Annotated in this window: 15 protein-coding genes; 6 read left to right on the top strand and 9 right to left on the bottom strand. The window is 66.9% G+C overall.

Translation table 11 applies throughout. The features are described 5' to 3' along the window. Positions 1-152 precede the first annotated feature (152 nt). From G6N66_RS27940 to G6N66_RS27900, 9 genes are all read right to left on the bottom strand, one after another. On the bottom strand, positions 153-1607 hold the full coding sequence (locus tag G6N66_RS27940; protein WP_085231877.1) for an aldehyde dehydrogenase family protein: 1455 nt from the start codon (positions 1605-1607) through the stop codon (positions 153-155). Between the two features lie 70 nt (positions 1608-1677). Further along, complete coding sequence (locus G6N66_RS27935; RefSeq protein WP_085231876.1) at positions 1678-2886, bottom strand: DUF1214 domain-containing protein; 1209 nt, start codon at positions 2884-2886, stop codon at positions 1678-1680. Positions 2887-2902: 16 nt separating this feature from the next. Continuing rightward, the gene (locus G6N66_RS27930; RefSeq protein WP_085231875.1) at positions 2903-3673 is read right to left on the bottom strand and encodes a sugar phosphate isomerase/epimerase family protein; all 771 of its coding nucleotides are present in this window, start codon (positions 3671-3673) and stop codon (positions 2903-2905) included. Between the two features lie 2 nt (positions 3674-3675). Then, positions 3676-4845: a sulfotransferase family protein gene (locus G6N66_RS27925; RefSeq protein WP_085231874.1), complete on the bottom strand. Its 1170-nt coding sequence runs from the start codon at positions 4843-4845 to the stop codon at positions 3676-3678. Beyond that, positions 4842-5969: an LLM class flavin-dependent oxidoreductase gene (locus tag G6N66_RS27920; RefSeq protein WP_085231922.1), complete on the bottom strand. Its 1128-nt coding sequence runs from the start codon at positions 5967-5969 to the stop codon at positions 4842-4844. The genes G6N66_RS27925 and G6N66_RS27920 overlap by 4 nt, the downstream gene beginning before the upstream one ends. Further along, the gene (locus G6N66_RS27915) at positions 5966-6748 is read right to left on the bottom strand and encodes an SDR family NAD(P)-dependent oxidoreductase (RefSeq protein ID WP_085231873.1); all 783 of its coding nucleotides are present in this window, start codon (positions 6746-6748) and stop codon (positions 5966-5968) included. The genes G6N66_RS27920 and G6N66_RS27915 overlap by 4 nt, the downstream gene beginning before the upstream one ends. Then, complete coding sequence (locus tag G6N66_RS27910; RefSeq protein ID WP_085231872.1) at positions 6741-8360, bottom strand: AMP-binding protein; 1620 nt, start codon at positions 8358-8360, stop codon at positions 6741-6743. Before G6N66_RS27910 ends, G6N66_RS27915 begins: the two co-directional genes overlap by 8 nt. 1 nt (position 8361) lies before the next feature. Beyond that, positions 8362-9114 (bottom strand): GntR family transcriptional regulator, encoded by a 753-nt coding sequence (locus G6N66_RS27905; protein ID WP_085231871.1) that lies wholly within the window; start codon positions 9112-9114, stop codon positions 8362-8364. Continuing rightward, positions 9114-10748, bottom strand: coding sequence for an SMP-30/gluconolactonase/LRE family protein (locus tag G6N66_RS27900; RefSeq protein WP_085231870.1), 1635 nt, complete (start codon positions 10746-10748; stop codon positions 9114-9116). The genes G6N66_RS27905 and G6N66_RS27900 overlap by 1 nt, the downstream gene beginning before the upstream one ends. Before the next feature lie 152 nt (positions 10749-10900). On the opposite strand from G6N66_RS27900, the gene G6N66_RS27895 reads away from it, so the two are divergent. The 6 genes from G6N66_RS27895 to G6N66_RS27870 all read left to right on the top strand — a co-directional run bounded on the left by G6N66_RS27895 (position 10901) and on the right by G6N66_RS27870 (position 18832). Next, the gene (locus tag G6N66_RS27895) at positions 10901-11746 is read left to right on the top strand and encodes an SDR family NAD(P)-dependent oxidoreductase (RefSeq protein WP_085231869.1); all 846 of its coding nucleotides are present in this window, start codon (positions 10901-10903) and stop codon (positions 11744-11746) included. Further along, positions 11746-13122: an aromatic ring-hydroxylating oxygenase subunit alpha gene (locus tag G6N66_RS27890; RefSeq protein ID WP_085231921.1), complete on the top strand. Its 1377-nt coding sequence runs from the start codon at positions 11746-11748 to the stop codon at positions 13120-13122. The genes G6N66_RS27895 and G6N66_RS27890 overlap by 1 nt, the downstream gene beginning before the upstream one ends. After that, on the top strand, positions 13119-14969 hold the full coding sequence (locus tag G6N66_RS27885; protein ID WP_085231868.1) for a flavin-containing monooxygenase: 1851 nt from the start codon (positions 13119-13121) through the stop codon (positions 14967-14969). The genes G6N66_RS27890 and G6N66_RS27885 overlap by 4 nt, the downstream gene beginning before the upstream one ends. Next, a complete protein-coding gene (locus tag G6N66_RS27880; protein ID WP_085231867.1) occupies positions 14966-15904 on the top strand; it encodes an SDR family NAD(P)-dependent oxidoreductase in 939 nt (312 codons plus the stop codon). The genes G6N66_RS27885 and G6N66_RS27880 overlap by 4 nt, the downstream gene beginning before the upstream one ends. 67 nt (positions 15905-15971) lie before the next feature. Continuing rightward, positions 15972-17117 carry a CaiB/BaiF CoA transferase family protein gene (locus G6N66_RS27875; RefSeq protein WP_085231920.1) on the top strand — a complete coding sequence of 382 codons (1146 nt, stop codon included), beginning with the start codon at positions 15972-15974 and terminating at the stop codon, positions 17115-17117. A gap of 2 nt (positions 17118-17119) precedes the next feature. Continuing rightward, complete coding sequence (locus G6N66_RS27870; RefSeq protein WP_085231866.1) at positions 17120-18832, top strand: thiamine pyrophosphate-binding protein; 1713 nt, start codon at positions 17120-17122, stop codon at positions 18830-18832. Positions 18833-18844: the final 12 nt, after the last annotated feature.

Raw genomic sequence — 18844 nt, 5'->3', positions numbered from 1 at the left:
AACCCCCGCCCGGTTTAGCCGTCAGTGCGCCTTGACCTCGTCGCCCGGCGCCGTAGTTGCTGCCGATACGTCGCTGTCCCTCCTCGTGATCTCAGCAAGCTTAGAGGCGGGAAAGCCGAGAGCACGGGAGGACACGCGCGCAGCCAGAAGTCTCAAAGTTGGGCGAAAACGGACTTCTTTTTGAGGTAGGCCTCGACGCCCTCGCGGCCGAATTCGTGGCCCCAGCCCGACTGCTTGTACCCGCCGAACGGGACGCTGTGGTCGAACACCAACTGGCAGTTGATCGAGACGGTGCCGGCCTGCAACCGCTTGGCCAGTGTGTGGGCCCGGCTGAGGTTGTTGGTCCACACGGTGGACGCCAATCCGTAGGTGGTGTCGTTGGCCATCGCGACGGCTTCGTCGTCGTTGTCGAACGGCAGGATCGTCACCACCGGCCCGAAGATCTCCTGCTGGAACAGCCGCATCCCGCGGTCGACGTTGGTCAGCACGGTCGGGTGCACGAAGTAACCCTTGCGGTCGAGCCGGTGGCCGCCGGTGACCACCTCCACGCCGTCGCGCTTGCCCTCGTCGAGGAAGCCCATCACGCGGGTCAGCTGTTTGGCGCTGATCAACGGGCCGCTCATACAGCCCTCTTCCTTCGGCCCGCCGAGCTTCATGCTGTTCGCCACCGCGGCGATGCCCTCGACCACGCGGTCATAGACGCTGCGCTCGACGAAGATCCGCGAGCCGCACACGCAGCCCTGACCCGAGTGCACGAAGATGCCCATGGCCGCCATGAAGATGGCCTTGTCCAGGTCGGCGTCGGCGTAGATCAGCACGGGCGACTTGCCGCCGAGCTCGAGCATGACCTTCTTCAGGTTGCCCGCCGACGCTTTCACGATTTCCTTGCCGACCTCGGTCGACCCGGTGAAGGCGACCTTCTCCACGTCGGGATGCGCGGTGATGGCCGCGCCCGCGGTGTGGCCGTAGCCGGTCAACAGGTTGACGACGCCGTCGGGCACGCCGGCCTCGGCGATCAGGCGGTCGAGCAGCAATGCCGACAGCGGGGTTTCCTCGGCGGGTTTGACCACGCTGCTGCACCCCGCGGCCAGGGCCGGCGCCAGCTTGGCGCTGGCGTTGAAGATCGGCCCGTTCCACGGAAAGATCAGGCCGACAACGCCGTACGGCTCGTTGAGCGTGTACGCGTGCTGGTCGACGTAGGTGTCCGAGGCGATGCCGCTGGTCTTCACGTCGTAGGAGCTGCCGTTGAGCTTGGTGCACCAGCCGGCGTAGTAGCGGAAAAACTCCGCGCAGGTGGGCACGATCAATTCCGCCTGCATCATCGGCATGCCGGTGTTGGTCGCGTCGATCTCGGCGAACTCGGCGGCGTGTTCTTCGATGAGATCGGCGATGCGCCACATGACCTTGGCCCGTTCGCGGCCGGGCAGCCCGGCCCAGACGCCGGCTTCATAGGAAGCCTTGGCCCGCGCGACGGCCTCGTCGACGGCCTCCGGACCGCAGTCGGTGAACTCGGTGAGCTGCTCTTCGGTCACCGGGTCGATGATCGGGATCACCTCCCCCGTGCCGGGTCGCTTCTGGATGTCATCCAGGACCGTCTGCAGCGTCATCGCCCATTCCTCTCAACGTCTGGTGCTGAGCACTTGCTTAGCACTAGTCGCGCCGCGGGGTCAATGTGGGTCACAGCGGGAACCGGTTGCGGATGCCGTTGAAGCGCTCCCACATCAACGCGGTGCGTTCGGCGCTGGTGACGCGCGCGGTTTCCGGGGGCAACGCCGCCGCGAGTTCCGCGTGCTTGACGAGCCGGGTGGTCAGTTCGGCGGGCTGACCGGCGAGCATGTGCCGGTAGGTGATGTTGCCGCGCTCGAATCCCTGGGTGTCGATCCAGTTGTGCAACCCCGGGTCGTGATGGGCCAGGATCAGCCTGACTTTGCCGTCGTCGTCCACGGTTGCGCGGCTCGGCGTGTAGCTCACCGGCCGGTAGAGGAAGTCCATGCTGGTGAAGAACGCGCCCATGTTGGTGATCATCCAGAGGCCCTCGTGGGCGTCGAACTCGATGATGAGGGCTTCGTCCGCGCCCAGTTCCCAGTACATGTTGGTGGCGGCTCGGCCGCGTTTGGCGTCGGCTTCGGATGCGTCCAGCGCAGGGAACCGGTTCGGATGTTGGCTGTCAACCCCGCCGTAGGTGAACGGGAATTCGGGCCAGTCGTTCATCAGTCCGGTGACGAAATCCCCCGCCCAGCGCATCGCCTCGACCACGGTGTCGGGAGTCGGCAGCGGCTTGGGCGAGGTCATGTCGACGCGCTCGATGCGCATCCGGGCGGGGACTTCGTCCCAGCGATCGAAGCCCTGGCGGATGAACAGCTTGCGTGAATCCGCGGTGGTTCCAAGCCAGTTCGGTCCACGCTCCGGGCCGCCGACATAGACCTCGAATCTGCCGTCCGGCTCCACATGCAGCTGGTGGCCGAACAGGTTGACTTCGGGCACGTCGCCGAACGGCTCGTGCAGGACGCCCGGGCCATCGGGACGCGCGCCCTGCACGGTAATGTTGAAAAACGGTGCGGTGCCACGGGTTCCGGTGATGCGATAGGTCGATTCACCGTCGATCCAGACCTGTTGGTAGGTGAAATCGGCGCAGTCGCCGCCCAGCTTGCGGCTCGGGTTGCAGAACGCGTGCAGCACCGGATAGCGGGTGTCGCGGGTTTCCAGGGCCAGATCGAAGGCCTGCCCGAGGTTCTGGGTGAGGAAGCGAAATGCGTCGGCGCGCTGCAGGCCGGAGGTCGCGTTGAAATCCTTAAATGCTTGTCGGCCGGCGGCCTTCAATCGGTCGCAGAATTCACTCCAGGCGCCATCGAGTGCCGCGTCGTCTGCCCCGTCGCCGAAAGCCACTGTGGTCCCTCCCTTCTCAGTCGTCGAGCCCGTCGAGCATCGCGCTCACCACCGCGCAGGCCCGGCCCGCGGCCGCCAACCTGCCCTCGGCATCGATCCGCGGCCCGAGCAATTCCAGGTCGAAGCCGAACCGGTAGCCGCCGGCCAACGCCGCAGCCACGAAGGGTTCGATCGGGATCGCGCCGTCGCCGGGCACCGCGCGCGCCGGCAGCGCCCGATCCCCCAGCACGTAATCACTCAACTGGATCAGCTGTGTCCGCGGCAGCGCGCGGGTGAGCAGACCCGCGAGATCGGCTTCGGCCCAGCAGTGAAACAGGTCGATGCAGACGCCGATGCCGGCCAGCTCGGCCAGCGTGATGGTGTCACGCAGGCTGTGCGCGAGATGGATGTCGGCGTAGAGGCTGGACGCGTTCTCGATCGCCAGGCTCACGCCGGCCCGCTCGGCCTGTCGCACGCACGGCTCGATCGCCCGGCAAAACCGCTCGGCGGCCTGTTCCCAGCCGAGTCCGTTTCGGCCGCCGGTCAGCATGTAGATGCACCGCGCGCCGGTGGCCGCGGCGGCGTCGATCAGCCGGGACAGCTCCGCGGCGCCGCCGAACAGGTGGTAGACCGCCTCGACCGCGTACCCCTCGGCGCGAATGATTGCCGCGAAGGCGGGATCGAGAAGTTGGCTGTCCAGGACGCTCAGGTGTCGCAGGCCAAGCGTTGTCCAATTGCGTTGCAACTCAGCGTGATCCGCCCCGAGGAACGTCACGTTGTGGACCGACAGGCGGTCGTGCGTGGGCATCGTCAGTCGCGCTGTTCGATGCTGACTCCGAACCGCTCCCGGAACGGCGCGAATTCCGCGTGCAGATCGTCGAGGTTCTCCCCGATATCGGTCAGCAGGCTGGTGGAGTATCGGAACTTCCCGTAGCGGTCGCCGCGGTTGTAGGCCAGGTAATCACGCATCGCCCTCTCGGCCTGGCTGGTGAGGGTTCGACCGCAAAACGCGTAATAGCGGCCCACGGTCGCGACCGGGTCGGCGATGAACTCGGTATAAGGGATGTGCAGGATCCGTGGGTCGTCCACGAGTGGGTTGGTCATGGTGTTGGCAATGCTGGCGCGGGTCATCTCGAGGTGCTTTTTCGCCTCGACCGCGAGGTCGATCGGCCCGACGATACCGTCGAGGATGTCCGCCATCATCATCGTGCGCGACGCCGCGACCTGAACCGGGTCGCGATGCAACCACAGCAGATTCGCGTCGGGATAGCAGTCGAAGAACTCCTGCAGGCGGAATCCGTGAAATCCCTTCAGCACCCAGTATTTCCGGGGCCGGTCGTACTGGCACTGTTGCAGCATCGCCCTGTGCAGACGGTATTGCGCGGCGGCATCCGTCGGCAACCCGCCCACCAGCGTCTGCATCGGAACCCGCCACCATGCCGTCGGGGTCATCACGCGAAAGTCGAAGGCCCAGGTCCGCTCGTCCTCGGGCAGGCCGTCGCCGAGCATGTCGTTGTACGGATGGCTCAGCAGCCATTTGGGCATCTTCGCGTTGATCTCGCGCCAGTCGGCGTCGGCGCGGGCCCGGCGCGGATCGTCCGGCCCACCGACGGCGGGGGGCGGCGACGGGTACATCACTTCCCAGAATCGCAGCGCGCGCGCGTCCGGGTCCACCGCCATCAGCGCGTGCATCAGCGTGGTGCCCGAGCGCGGTTCGCCGGTGACGAACATCGGCCGGTCGATCACCTCGGCGGCGATCGGATAGCGGCGGCGGTCCTCGATGAACTCCAGCCGCGACGTCAGCAGCCAATGACAAACACCCTGGGCTTGGTCAATGCCGTTGGCGTCCAAGCCGATACCGTTGAGGTGCTCGACGGCCAACGTGAACCGCTCCGGCAGCGTCGGATCACCGTAGTCGTCCAGCCCCGTCTCGGCCTGCGCACGAGCGAGCATCGCGGACGCGTCGAGGGTCGCGATCATGGCCGAGCTCCACACAAAGCAAGCAATTCATCCTCCGTCTTGCGTACATTGGCCGCCGATGCCGCGCTGAATTCCAGCCCGGCCATCGCGCCGTAATCCAGGATCTTGGGCACGCGCAGCCCCGCATCCACATACGACTTGATGATTTGGGCGACCTGGTGCGGCGTGCCGTGCGGCACGACCGCCAGGATCGCTTCGGGCTCGACGCGGTCCAGGAAGTCGACGATCCGCTCGCGCGTCAGCGTCGTCGGGTCGATATCGTGAAAACCGCCCCAGTCTTCGCCCATCGGATGGTCAAAGCCGAACCCGCGCAACACTTCCGCCGAAACCTGCAGCAGGAAGGAGCGCACCAAGGGTGCGTCGACGATCCGCGCGAGGGCGTCGTAGTCCTCGCCGATCAGACACACCTGGACATAGCACGGCGTGATCGCCGCCGGGTCCCGGCCGGCCCGATCCGCGGATTGCCTTATGGTGCCGAGCATCTCGGCGTAGTGCTCGGGGGTCCAGGCCCCGGCGGGCCACCAGCCGTCGGCGTAGCGCCCGACGATATCGAGCATCCGCGGCCCGCTGGCACCGATCCAGATCGGCGGGAAGCGGCCGTCGTAGGGCTCGGCGTCCAGCCGGGCGCGCTTCAGTTGGTAGAACCGGCCGTCGAAGTCCACCGGGCCGTCGCTGTCCCAGAGCAGACGGATGACCCGCAGCGCCTCCTCGAAGCGGCTGACCGGTCGGGTGAAGTCGAACCCGTAGGGCACGATGTTTTCGCTTTCGCCGCTGCCGAGGCCGAGGATGAATCGCCCCCGGGACAGATGGTCGATGGTCAGCGCGGTTTGTGCCAGCGAGGCCGGGTGCCGTCGCACCGTGTCCACGACACTGGTGGCCAGCGGCACCGTGTCGGTCAGCACGGCGGCCGCAGCGGCGACCGCCATGCCGTCGAGGTGGCGGTGCGGCGAGGGCGAAGCCGTTGCCAGGTCGGTGAATTCGGGTGTCCACAGCGCGTCGGGCCAAAAGCTCACCATGTGATCGGGCAGCCAGATCGAGTGGTACCGGCCGGTGTCGAGCTCAGCCAGGGCCGACAGGTTCAGCGGGAGCGTCGTGCGCACAAAGGCGGCGGGCGAAACCCTCACCGCGCGATCCATTGCGAGTTCAGCGCGAAATCCGACATGTACTTCGTCGAGCTCCAACCGCCGTCGACGACGATCGTCTGGCCATTGATGAAGCTCGCGCCCGGTGAGCACAAGAATGCGACCGTGCTGGCGATGTCGTCGATGGTGCCCAGCCGCTGGTGCGGCGTCAGCTCGGTGTTGATCTTGCGGAACCGCTCGTCCTCCAGTCGCTTCTCGACCATCGGCGTGACCGTCACACCGGGCGCGACGGCGTTGCAGCGGATGCCGGATGCGCCGTACTGGCAGGCGATGTGGGTCGTCAGCGCGGTCAACCCGCCTTTGGCCGCCGAGTAGGCGCCGCCGCGCATGCCGCCCACGACGGCGAAAGTCGAGGTGATGTTGATGATCGCCGAGCCCGGCCCCATGTGCGGCAGCACCTCACGCGTCAGTCGGAACGGGGCCCGCAGCATCAATCCCAGGAAGTAGTCCAGTGTTTCGTCGTCGGTTTCGTGCACCGGTTTGGGACCGCCGACGCCGGCGTTGTTGATCAAGAAGTCGACGTGGCCCCACCGATCGACGGCCAGGTCGACGATGCGCCGGGGCGCGTCGTCGTGGGTCAGGTCCACGGCCAGGGTCGCGACCCGCGCCGGGTCGCCGATGGACTTTTCCAGCTCGGCCAGTCGGTCCGCGTCGCGGCCGGTACCGAGGACGGCCATCCCCGTCTCGGCGAGCTTCTTCGCGCAGCCCAAACCGATACCACTGGTTGCGCCCGTGACGATAGCGACCTGCATGTTATCCATCCTGTGGCCCTGCCTGTATCAACTCGGCCCGGATCCGATGTTTGAGGATCTTGCCCGCGTCGTTCTTGGGCAGCGCATCCCAAATGACCACCTGCTCAGGGGCTTTGAATTTCGCGACGCCCTTGCTCTGCAACAGTGCGAGCAGGTCGGCGACGTCCGGCCCGGCCTCGCCTGCCTCGCCGGCCCGCACAATCACGGCACACGCGCGTTCTCCGGTTCGCGGGTCGGGCAGCCCGACCACCGCGATTTCGGCGATGCCGGGGTGGTCGGCGAGCAGGTCCTCGACTTCCTTGGCCGAGATATTCTCGCCGTTGCGGATGATGACGTCCTTGGCGCGGCCGGTCACGACGAGGTAGTTCTCGTCGACCCAGCGGCCGAGGTCGCCGGTGCGGAAAAATCCTGCGGCATCGAATGAGTCGGCCTCGTCTTCGGGATGCCGGTAGCCCAGCAGCATCTGCGGGCCGCGCACACAGATCTCACCGTCGCCGGCCGGCGCGCCCTCGTGGGCGACGACCTCGATTTCGGCGATGCCGGCCCGTCCGTCGGTGTCCGCCGCCGGGCCGGCTTCGTCCGGCCGGGGTGCGCCGACGGTCGCGACGGGCACCTCCGTGCAGCCGTACACGCGGGTGACCACCGCCCGGGCGAAATATTGTGCGGCGCGGCGGATCAGCGACGGCGACACCGAGGCGCCGCCGCAGATGAACACCTTCAGGTCGGGCAGGCGACTGCCGGTGTCCTCGGCGGCGGACAGCAGCTGCTGCAGAAACGGTGTCGCCCCGGCCATATGGGTGCAGCGCTCGGTGTCCATCAGCGCCACCGCCCGCAACGGATCCCACCGGTCCATCAGCACCGCGGTCGTGCCCAGCAGCAGCGGGCATTCGAAGGCGTAGATCGAGCCACCGATGTGGGCGATGGGCGACGGGACCAGGAAGGTGTCGCCCGGCTCGACGTTCCACTGGTCGCGGATCTGGCAGATCAGCGCGTGGATCGAATTATGGCTGTGCAGCACGCCTTTCGCCCGCCCGGTGGTGCCGGACGTGTAGAGGACCATGTGCACGGCGTCGGGATCCAGCGCCGGGAGCCGGGCGGCCTCCGGCGGTTGGCCCAGCAGCGCGGAATAGGGCGTGTGCGGGGCGGATTCGCCGCGCAGCACCACCACTTCGGGGGCCGGGCTCATCGCGGCGGTCACGCGTTGCAGCATCGCGGCGTAGTCATGGCCGCCGAATTGGTGTGGGACGAAGATCATCGCCGTCTCGACGTCTTCGAGGATGAAGCGCAGGTCGTGGTCGCGCAGCGACGGCAGGATCGGGTTCACCACCATCCCGGCCAGCGTCGCGCCCAGGTAGATGACGGCGGCCTCATGCCAGTTCGGCAGCATGAACGACACGGTGCTGCCGGCCGGCAGGCGCCGCATCAGGGCGACGCCCAACCCGACGGCCTGCGTGTAGAGGGTGGCGCAGTCCAGCCGGGTGTGGTTGTCGACCAATACCGTTCGCTGCGGCGTGGTCTCGGCGGCCGCGCGCAACGAATCGGCCAACGTGCTGGGCACCCACAGCCCGCGCTCGTACGCCTGCTGCGCGTGTGCCGTGTCCTGGCGGGCTCGGGCGATCACGTCAGCCGGCCGCTTGACCGGTCACGCGGCGCATGGTCATCGCGTAGCGGAAGTTCGACGACAAGTGGGTGTTGATGGTCAGCTGAGCCATCTCGCCGTCGGAGGTCTTATAGCTGCGCCGCATCTGCAGCGCCGCCGTGCCCGGGGTGACGCCGAGGCCGTCAGCCAGTTCGGCGGAAAGCAGCACCGCGGCGATTTCCTGGTGCAGCTCGGAGATGCTGACGCCGAACAGATCCTCGATCAGCGGAAAGATCGGTCCGGTGTGGCGTTGCAGCAGCCTGCCAACCGCGGCGAAAGTGCGGTTGATGTAGTACTCGGTGCGGCACAGGGGTACCGGTGCGCCGTCTGCCTGCCGATATCCGCGCACCGAAAGCCACTGACTGCCGGGCTCCAGTCCGGTGCGGCTGGTGAGTTCGTCGTCGATGGTCACCATCTCGTTGGATTCGATGCTCAGCTGCGCGCCCGCGGCGAACTCGAGCAGGTCGTCGATCGACATCGCGTCCTGCGCATAGGAACTCGATGCCGGTCGGGGAACTACCCGGGTGCCCGCACGCGGTCGCGACGCCACCAGGTTATCCTCGCGCAGCCGGCGCAGCGCCTCGCGGACGGTGTAGCGACTGACCGCGAACCGCTCGCACAGTTGGTGTTCGGTGGGCAGCTGCGAGCCCACCGGATACACCCCGTCGACGATCTCTTTGCGCAGAGTCCGGGCGATCTGCAGGTAGCGGTGCTCGCTGGAAATGGCTTGCGACATCAGGGTTTTTCCCGTGCCGGGCGCACCGCCAGGACGCTGCCGTCACCGTCGGCCGAGACGTAGAGCGTCCCGTCGGCCGCGGCGGCGATGCCGGCGAACGGACCCTGCGGCCCGGAAAAGGGCGGCATTCCTTTCAGCGGCTTGGCCACCACGCCCGGCGGCGGGCCGACCGGCAGGCCCGAAGCGATGGTGCGCCGAACGCCGGTGTCGAGGTCGAACGCGATCAACTGCTTGGCGCCGGCATCGACGACGTAGAGCACACCATCGCGCACGCAAATGCCTTGCGGGCGGGCGAGATCGGCGACCAGCACGGCGGTCTTCGAGCCGTTCACCTTGACCACCCGACCGGCACCGGCCTCGGCCACCAGGCACGCCCCGTCTGGGCCGGTCGCGACACCGACCGGCTCACGCAGGCCGGTGGCCAGAACCTCGACCCCGCCCGACGTCAGCGAGAGCACTCGCCCCGTCCCCAGCTCGGCGAAGACCACCGCACCGGCGTTGAGCGCGACACCGTAGAGCTGGTCGAAACCGTCTGCCAGCACGTCGGTTTCGCTGGTGGCGGGCCGGTATCGGCCGACCTGACCGCCCGAGGTCGTCACCACGAACTCGCCGGGGCCCCTCGACACGACGCCGCGCAGGAACCCGGGATACCCCGGGCTGAACAGCATCCCCACCGTCTGCAGCGACCCGTCCGGCAGCGCGGTGTAGAAATACGTGCCGTCGGCGATGTAAAGCCGACCGTCGTGACCCACGGCCAAGTCCATCGGCCAATTCAGCCCGCCGGGCAGCACGGTTCGGGTCGCGCCGTCGGGCGCTATCTCGGTGATCTCGCCGGTGAAGTTGGAGACCAGCACCCGGTCGCCGACGAAGGTGCAGTTGTCCAGCCCCGGGTTCAGCTGGGCCAGCAGCTGTTGTTCGCCGCTGCGCGGATCGATGCGCAGCACCTGTCCGCTTGCCACCTGGGTGGAAACGATGCGGCCCTGCGGATCGAATTTGACCGAGTCGGGCACGCCGAGATCCTTTGCGACACACTTGGGCTCGCCGCCGTCGAGGTCGATGCGCCAGATCTCGTTGGCGCCCATCACCGGGAAATAGAGCAGGCCGTCCGGGCCCACCTCCATCGCGTTCGGTGACGGTACCCCGTCCAGCAGCACCCGGGGCGGCCCGCCGGCCAGGTCGAACTCGAGCAGGCGCCCGCCCTCGCGGCATTCACCGATGAACAACCGGCCCTGGTGAACGGTGATGCCGTTGGCCGACGGGACGTCGTCGCGCAGCACCCGGGTACGGCCGGCGCGGTCGCGCATGCTGACCCGGCCGTCCATGACCTCGGTCGCGTACAGGTTTCCGCTCGCGTCGAAGGCGACGTCGTCGGGGGCGACGATCTCACCGCCCTTGGCGCTGACGACCTCGACCTGCCCGGTGGCCGAATCCAGCGCGCTGATCTGGCTGCCGGTCACCTGCGCGATGTAGATCCGGCCGTCCATGCCGGTGCGCAACCCGTTGGCGCCGAACAGCCGACTCGGGGCGGTGACCCGCTCGAGTCGCCAGCCCTCGGCCACCTCGGTGGGATGGGGCAGTCCATACCGCGAGGGCTGCGCTGGCAGGGACTCCGAGACAGTCGCTGAGGTGGACATATGGCTGGACGTTATCAACTAGTTGTAGTCCAGACAATAGGCTCGCCAGCGTGAGAACCGGCCTTGACAGGCCCATATGTGCTTCGGAATAGTATTCTCCGATCGGCAGAACACGATTCATTGTCCGGACAATCTAGATTCCAAAGCGGGTTATGCAGGATTACCTCAGGCTTGACGGCCGCATCGTGGTGGTTTCCGGTGCCGGCGGTGGCGGGATCGGCACCACCGTGACGGCGATGGCCGCCCGGGCCGGGGCCACGGTGATCGCGGTGAGCAGGTCGAAGGAGAACCTCGACGAGCACGTCGTCCCGCTGGCCCGCGAGGGTCTGGCGGTCGTGCCCGTCGCCGCCGACGCGTCGACCGACGACGGCATCGCCGCCGTGCTCGACCAAGCCCGCGGCGCCGACGGCAGTTTGTACGGTCTGGTCAACGTCGCCGGCGGCGCGGCGCCCTCGACCTGGATGCCGGCCACCCGCGTGACGCGCGGCGACTGGCGGGACATCTTCACCGCCAACCTGGAGACGGCGTTTTTCATGAGCCGCGCCGTGGCCGCCGAACTTGTCGCGCAACGGCTTCCGGGGTCGATCGTGTCGATCTCCTCGATCAGCGGGATGAACACCGCGCCGTTTCACGTCGCCTATGGGACCGCCAAGGCCGCGATCACCGCGATGACGCGCACGATGGCGCTCGAGCTGGCGCTGGCCGGGATCCGGGTGAACGCCGTGGCGCCGGGCGTCACCGAGACGGCGGCATCGGCCACCTACGTCGACGAGGACCCCGACCGGGATCGGCAGGCGATCGCGATGGGCCGACGCGGGCGACCCGAGGAGCAGGCCGGCGCCATCCTCTTTTTGCTCTCGGATCTGTCCAGCTACATCACCGGCCAGACGCTGCTTGTCGACGGCGGGTTGGACCTCAAGTGGAGCCATCTCGGTGCCGACAACACCTCGTTGTTTCTCAAGGACGAATCCTTCCGCGCGGCGATTAGGAGGATGTGATGACCGACCTGGCGAAAGACGCTGCGGCCGAGGAACTCTCGGCGCCGATGACGATCGGCGTCGAGGCCTACATCTCCGAAGACTATGCCCGTGCCGAGCGCGACAGGCTGTGGCGGAAGGTCTGGCAGCAGGTGGGCCGCGTCGAAGAGCTGCCCGAGGTGGGCAGCTATCTGACCTACGACATCCTCGACGACTCGATCATCGTGGTGCGCACCGGCGAGAACGAATTTCACGCCCACCACAACGTCTGCATGCACCGCGGCCGACGGCTGATCGACACCCCCGAGGGCGCCAAGAATGCCCGCGGCCGCGCCCGCAAGTCGTTCGTCTGCGGCTTCCACGGCTGGACCTACGGCCTGGACGGGGCATGCACACACATTCGTGAACAACAGGACTGGCAGGGAACACTCACGCCCGAGAACACCCACCTGCGACCGGTCAAGGTCGACACCTGGGGCGGCTGGTTGTGGATCAACATGGATCCCGACTGCGAGCCGCTGGCCGACTACCTGTTTCCCGCCGCGAAGATCCTCGACCCGTTCGGCCTGCAGAACATGCGCTGCAAATGGCGCAAGTGGCTGTACTTCGATTGCAACTGGAAGGTCGCGTTGGAGGCGTTCAACGAGACCTACCACGTCTTCACGACGCATCCAGAATTCAACAAGTTCGGCGAATTCAAGGGCTGGGCCAAGGCGCAGGGCCGGCACAGCAACATCGGTTACGACGCCCCAAAGGATATGGAGGCCACCAAGTCCAAGATCCGGCTCGGCACCGGTGCCGATCCCCGGGTGTCGACCGCGGAGATGCAGATCTACACGATGGAGGAGACCAACGCCACCACCACCCAGACGCTGGTGAACGCCGCCAAGCGGTTGGTCGACGAATTGCCCGAGGGCACACCGGCCGACAAGGTGCTCGAACACTGGCTGGCGTCGGCCCGCCGCGACGACGAAGCCCGCGGCGTGATCTGGCCGACCATCCCGTCCGACATCCTCGGCCAGGCCGGGACCGCGTGGCAGATCTTCCCCAACTTCCAGATTGGGCAGGGTCTGACCAGCGCGCTGTGCTACGGCGCGCGGCCGCACCCCAGCTACAACCCCGACAAGTGCATTTTCGAGGTGTCGGTGTTCGAGCTGTACCCGAAAGGCGAAGAGCCCCAGGCCGACTGGGAGTACACGCCGGTCGGCGACCCGCGGTGGCGTTCGGTTCTACCGCAGGACTTCTCCAACATGGCTGCCGTGCAGCAGGGCATGAAGTCGGCCGGCTTCCCAGGCACCAAGCCCAATCCCTACCGCGAACGCAGCACCGTCAACCTCCACTACCAACTGTCGAAGTACATGGGTACCGGCGAACCGCAGGAGCTTTCAGATCGATGACCCAGTTTGACACCTGCGGACCGACGCAGACGCCGATCGATATCGATATCGATGCGCTGCGCGAGAAGTACCTATTCGAACGTGACAAGCGGCTGCGCCCCGAGGGCTCCAAGCAGTACCTGGAACTCAAGGACGACTTCGCCGAGTTCGCCGAGGTCGACCCGCACACGCCCGTCACGCCGCGCACGCCGATCGACGAAAACATCGAGGTGGCGGTTCTTGGCGGCGGCATCACGGGACTGCTGGCCGGCGCGTACCTCAAGAAGGCCGGCGTCGACGACGTCCACATCATCGAGATGGGCGGCGATTTCGGCGGCGTCTGGTACTGGAACCGGTTCCCCGGAATCCAGTGCGACAACGACGCCTACTGCTACATCCCGATGCTGGAAGAACTTAACTACATTCCGTCGAAGAAGTTCGCCGACGGCCCCGAGATCTTCGAACACTGCCGCCGCATCGCAAAGCACTTCGGGCTGTACGACGGTGCGATCTTGTCTACCCAGGTTCGCGCGGCCCGCTGGGACGAAACGATCAAGCGTTGGCGGTTGAGCACCAATCGCGGCGACGACATCCGCGCCCGGTTTGTGGTGATGGCACAGGGCTCGTTCAACCGGCCGAAACTACCCGGCATTCCGGGCATCAAGGACTTCCAGGGACACATGTTCCATTCGGCGCGTTGGGATTACGAGTACACCGGTGGGGATTCCACCGGCGGACTGCATAAGCTGCACGACAAGCGGGTCGCGCTCGTCGGTACCGGTGCTACCGGCGTGCAGCTGGTTCCGCATCTGGGCCGCGACGCGGCGCACCTCTACGTCTTTCAGCGGACGCCATCGTCGGTGGACGTGCGCGGCAACGAGCCGACCGATCCGCAGTGGGCGGCGTCCCTGCAGCCGGGCTGGCAGGAGCAACGCAAGCGCAACTTCCACCGTTGGTCACCGCTTGGGGAAGGCGTGGTGTTCGAGGAGCCGGATATGGTGTGCGATTTCTGGACCGAGCTGGGTCGCAACCTGACCGCGCGCGTCGCGGCCGTCGAGGATCCCGCGGCACTGACCGTCGAGCAGATCATGGCGATGCGCGAGGAAGAGGACTACCGCGTGATGGAGCGGCTACGGCGCCGCGTCGCGGAGGTGGTCGACGACCCGGAGACCGCCGAAGCGCTGAAACCGTATTACCGGTTCATGTGCAAGCGACCGTGCAGCAACGACGAATACCTGCCGACGTTCAATCGTCCGAACGTCACGCTGGTCGATGTGTCGGAATGCAAAGGCGTGGAGCGGCTTACCGAGAAGGGGATCGTCGCGAACGGCGTCGAGTACGAGGTCGACTGCGTCATCTTCGCCAGCGGATTCGAGATCACCACCGACATCAGCCGCCGCTACGCCATCGACGTCATCGAGGGGCGGGACGGCCTGTCGCTCTTCGATCACTGGCGCGACGGCTACAAGTCGCTGCACGGCATGACCAGCCGTGGCTTCCCCAACCAGTTCTTCACCGGCTTTATTCAAGGTGGCGTGGCGGGGAACACCACCGCGATGCTCGAGCAGCAGGCCGAGCACATCGCCTACATCATTTCCCAAGCGGTGGCGCGTGGCGCGACGACTGTCGAGCCGAGCCAGCAAGCTCAAGACGCCTGGGTCCAAACGATCCGTGAAACCTCAATAGACGCATCGGAATTCGCGGTCTCCTGCACCCCCGGCTATTACAACAACGAGGGTGGTGGCGGCGGGGAGGGCATTCGCTCGGCCATCGGCGATCCGTATATGCCAGGCTTCTATGTGTTCGACGATCTGCTCAAGCAATGGCGCGCGCAGGGTCAGCTCGAAGGCCTGGACTTGGGCACATGAGCGAAAGCCCCGCGGCCCCATTGCGATTCGACGATCGCGTCGCCGTCGTGACCGGGGCCGGTCGCGGACTGGGCCGCGCGTACGCCGAACTGCTGGCATCGCGCGGCGCGAAGGTCGTCGTCAACGACTCCGGCGGCAGCCTCACCGGCGACGGAGCCGACGCCGCCCCGGCTGATCAGGTGGTCGGCGCGATCGTCGCGGCCGGCGGACAAGCCGTCGCGTGCGCCGAGTCCGTGACGACCCGCGACGGCGGCGAGGCCATCATCGGCACCGCACTGGAACACTACGGTCGCCTCGACATCCTGATCCACAACGCGGGCAACGTTCGCCGCGCAGCACTGAAGGAGATGAGCTACCAGGATTTCGACGCGGTGCTCGACGTGCACCTGCGCGGCGCGTTTCACGTGGTGCGGCCGGCATTTCCGCTGATGTGTCGGGCGGGCTACGGGCGCATCGTGCTGACCTCCTCGATCGGCGGGCTGTACGGCAACCGCGAGGTGGCCAACTACGCCGCGGCCAAGGCCGGCGTGCTCGGGCTGTCTAACGTCGCGGCCCTCGAGGGCGCCGACGACGGTGTGACATGCAACGTGATCGTCCCAGCCGCGGTCACCCGAATGGCCGAAGGCATCGACACCTCGGCCTACCCGCCGATGGGTGCGGATCTCGTTGCGCCCGTGGTGGGTTGGCTGGCCCATGAGTCGTGTTCGGTGACCGGCGAGATCTTCATCGCGCTGGCGGGGCGGGTGGCGCGGGCGGTCATCGCCGAGACACCCGGCGTGTACCGGCCGTCGTGGACGGTCGAGGATGTCGGCGACAACCTGGAAGCGATTCGAAAGGTGGAGGCTCCCCTGGTGTTTCCGGTCGTGCCCGATGGCCATGCCGAGCACATCCGGTACAGCTTCACCCAGGCCGCCCAGGGGGCGCACCATGCCTAGCGGCGATCGCAAGCGCGGCGTTAGCCGGGCGCAGCGGGTCACCGAAATCGCACCTAGCGGCGGACCGCTGACGGGTGTGCGCGTCATCGATCTGACCGCCATGGTGATGGGGCCGTACTGCACCCAGATCATGGCCGACATGGGCGCCGACGTCATCAAAGTCGAACCACCGCAAGGTGATAACACTCGATACATCTCGGTCGGACCGGCGCCGGGCATGAGCGGGGTGTTCGTCAACGTCAACCGCGGCAAGCGCAGCATCGTGCTGGACCTGCAAACCGACACCGGAACGGCGGCGCTGCGCTCGCTGCTCGAAACGGCGGACGTGTTCATCCACTCGATGCGCGCCAAGGCGATCGCCAAGCTCGGCTTCGCCTACGAGGACGTCGCCGCGATCAACCCGGCGATCGTCTACACCAATTGCTACGGGTACGGCCGGCGCGGGCCCGAGCGCGACCGGCCCGCCTACGACGACACGATCCAGGCCGAGTGCGGTCTGCCCGCGGTGCAACAGCAGCTGACCGGCGAGGCCGACTACGTCGGCACCATCATGGCCGACAAGGTCGCCGGGCTGACCGCGCTGTACGCGACGACCATGGCGTTGTTCCACCGCGAACGCACCGGGGAGGGACAAGAAGTCGAGGTGGCCATGTTCGAGACCATGGCCACGTTCATGCTCGTCGAGCATGCCAACGGCGCCATGTTCGACCCTCCCCTGGGCCCGGCGGTGTATCCGCGGACCGTCGCGCCCAACCGCCGCCCGTATCGCACCAGCGACGGCCACATCGCCGCATTGATCTACAACGACAAGCACTGGAACGCGTTCGTCGACGCCGTGCGGCCACCTTGGGCCAGCGAGCTGTATTCGACGCTGGAACAGCGTGCCCGCCAGATCGACACGGTGTACGGCTTGGTGGCCGAGACCATGAAGGAGCGCACGACGCAGGACTGGCTGACGCTGTTCGGCGAACTCGAAATACCCGCCGCGCCACTCAATGCGCCCGGCGACTTGTTCGACGATCCGCATCTCAACGCCGTCGGGATGTTCGAAACCGTGGAAACCCCGCACGGACCGGTCCGCTTCCCCGGCGTGCCCACCTGGTTCTCCCGGACCCCGGGTCGCGTGGCGGGGCCCGCGCCGGAGCTGGGCGCCGACACCGAAAAAGTACTCGCCGAAATCGGCATGGACAGTCGCGAACCAAAGGAGCTGTAGGGATGGGCGTACCGGTATACAAGCGAATCCTCGACCTGTTCGAGGCCGAGGGCGTGAACACGTTGTTCGGCATCCCGGACCCGAACTTCGTGCACATGTTCGCCGAGGCCGACGCCCGCGGGTGGTCGGTGGTCGCACCACATCACGAACTGAGCGCGGGATTCATGGCCGAGGCGGCGTCGCGCATGACGGGTAAACCCGGCCTGTGCATCGGCACGCTCGGGCCCGGTATGGCCAACATCGCCGGAGCGATCCAGTGTGCGCTGGTGGAGAACTCGCCGGTGATCTTCCTCGGCGGCCAACGGGCTCGCATCACCGAGCGCCGCGTCCGGCGCGGCCGCATCCAATTCGTCCAGCAGGAACCACTCATCGCGGCGTCGGTCAAGTACAGCAGCTCCATCGAGTACGCCGACCAGACCGACGAGATCATCCACGAGGCCATCCGCAAGGCGATGTCCGGCACCCCGGGCCCGTCCTACGTCGAGTTCCCTTCCCACGTCATCCTCGAAGAGCTCGACGTCGATGCCGCACCGGCCCCGTCGAGCTACCGGCTGGTGAACCAGGGCGCCGGCAGCCGCGAGGTGGCCGAAGCCGTGAAGTTGATCCGCGAGGCCAAGAACCCGGTGCTGCTGGTCGGTCACGCGGTGCACACCTCGCGGACTCAGCAGCAGGTCAAGGAGCTCGCCGAGTTGATGGCCTGCCCGGTGATCCAGACCTCCGGCGGCACGTCGTTCATCCCGGGCCTGCAGGACCGGACATTCCCGTATCTGTTTTCGCCGGCCGCCAACGAGGCCGTCGAGGAGTCCGACCTGTGTGTCGCGCTCGGCACCGAACTCGGCGAGCCCATGCACTACGGGCGAACTCAGCACTGGGCGGCCAACAATGCGAACCGCAAATGGGTGCTGGTCGAGCAGGATCCGACCACCATCGGCGTCAACCGGCCCGTCGACGTGGCGCTGGTGGGCGATCTGCGCGGCGTGGTGCCGCAGCTGGTCGAGGCGCTGCGCGACGCCCCCCGCGCCGCGTCGGCCAACCTGGAGAAACTGATCAAGGCCGACGCCGCCGAGCTGGCGCGGGTGGCCGAGGAAGCGCCGACGGGTCGCACCCCGGTGCACCCGGCGCGTTTCGTCGTCGAGGCGACCAAGGCTTTCGACGAACTCGAGGACGGCATCATGGTCCGCGACGGCGGCGCGACCGTGATCTTCCAATGGACCTACTCGCAGACCAAGCCGCGCGACGTGATCTGGAACCAGAACTTCGGTCATCTGGGCACCGGCTTGCCGTATGCGGTTGGCGCATCGGTGGCCGAGGGCGGCAAGCGCCCGGTCATGCTGCTGACCAGTGACTCGGCGTTCCTGTTCCATATCGCTGAATTGGAAACCGCTGCGCGGCAACAGCTTCCGCTGGTGTGCGTGGTGGGCGTGGATCACCAATGGGGCCTCGAGGTGGGCGTCTACAAGCGCACCTTTCCCCAGCCGTCGCCACAACCCGGCGTGCACTGGAGCAAGGACGTGCGGATGGACAAGATCGCCGAGGGCTTCGGCTGCCACGGTGAATACGTCGAGAAGGAATCCGAGATCGGCCCGGCGATCAAGCGCGCCTACGCGAGTGGCAAAGTCGGCGTTGTGCACGTGTGCATCGACCCGAAGGCCAACTCCGAGGAGATGCCGAAGTACGACCGATTCCGAACCTGGTACGCCGAAGGCACCCAGTAACGAGAAGGATGA

This window comes from Mycobacterium conspicuum (assembly GCF_010730195.1).
Lineage (GTDB): Bacteria > Actinomycetota > Actinomycetes > Mycobacteriales > Mycobacteriaceae > Mycobacterium > Mycobacterium conspicuum.
This window is presented reverse-complemented; position numbering and strand designations above follow the sequence as displayed.

Coding starts and splice junctions, on each gene's coding strand:
- G6N66_RS27885 (WP_085231868.1), top strand. CDS start 13,119: ATGACCCAGTTTGACACCTGCGGACCGACGCAGACGCCGATCGATATC.
- G6N66_RS27870 (WP_085231866.1), top strand. CDS start 17,120: ATGGGCGTACCGGTATACAAGCGAATCCTCGACCTGTTCGAGGCCGAG.
- G6N66_RS27930 (WP_085231875.1), bottom strand. CDS start 3,673: ATGCCCACGCACGACCGCCTGTCGGTCCACAACGTGACGTTCCTCGGG.
- G6N66_RS27940 (WP_085231877.1), bottom strand. CDS start 1,607: ATGACGCTGCAGACGGTCCTGGATGACATCCAGAAGCGACCCGGCACG.
- G6N66_RS27925 (WP_085231874.1), bottom strand. CDS start 4,845: ATGATCGCGACCCTCGACGCGTCCGCGATGCTCGCTCGTGCGCAGGCC.
- G6N66_RS27890 (WP_085231921.1), top strand. CDS start 11,746: ATGACCGACCTGGCGAAAGACGCTGCGGCCGAGGAACTCTCGGCGCCG.
- G6N66_RS27880 (WP_085231867.1), top strand. CDS start 14,966: ATGAGCGAAAGCCCCGCGGCCCCATTGCGATTCGACGATCGCGTCGCC.
- G6N66_RS27900 (WP_085231870.1), bottom strand. CDS start 10,748: ATGTCCACCTCAGCGACTGTCTCGGAGTCCCTGCCAGCGCAGCCCTCG.
- G6N66_RS27915 (WP_085231873.1), bottom strand. CDS start 6,748: ATGGATAACATGCAGGTCGCTATCGTCACGGGCGCAACCAGTGGTATC.
- G6N66_RS27905 (WP_085231871.1), bottom strand. CDS start 9,114: ATGTCGCAAGCCATTTCCAGCGAGCACCGCTACCTGCAGATCGCCCGG.
- G6N66_RS27895 (WP_085231869.1), top strand. CDS start 10,901: ATGCAGGATTACCTCAGGCTTGACGGCCGCATCGTGGTGGTTTCCGGT.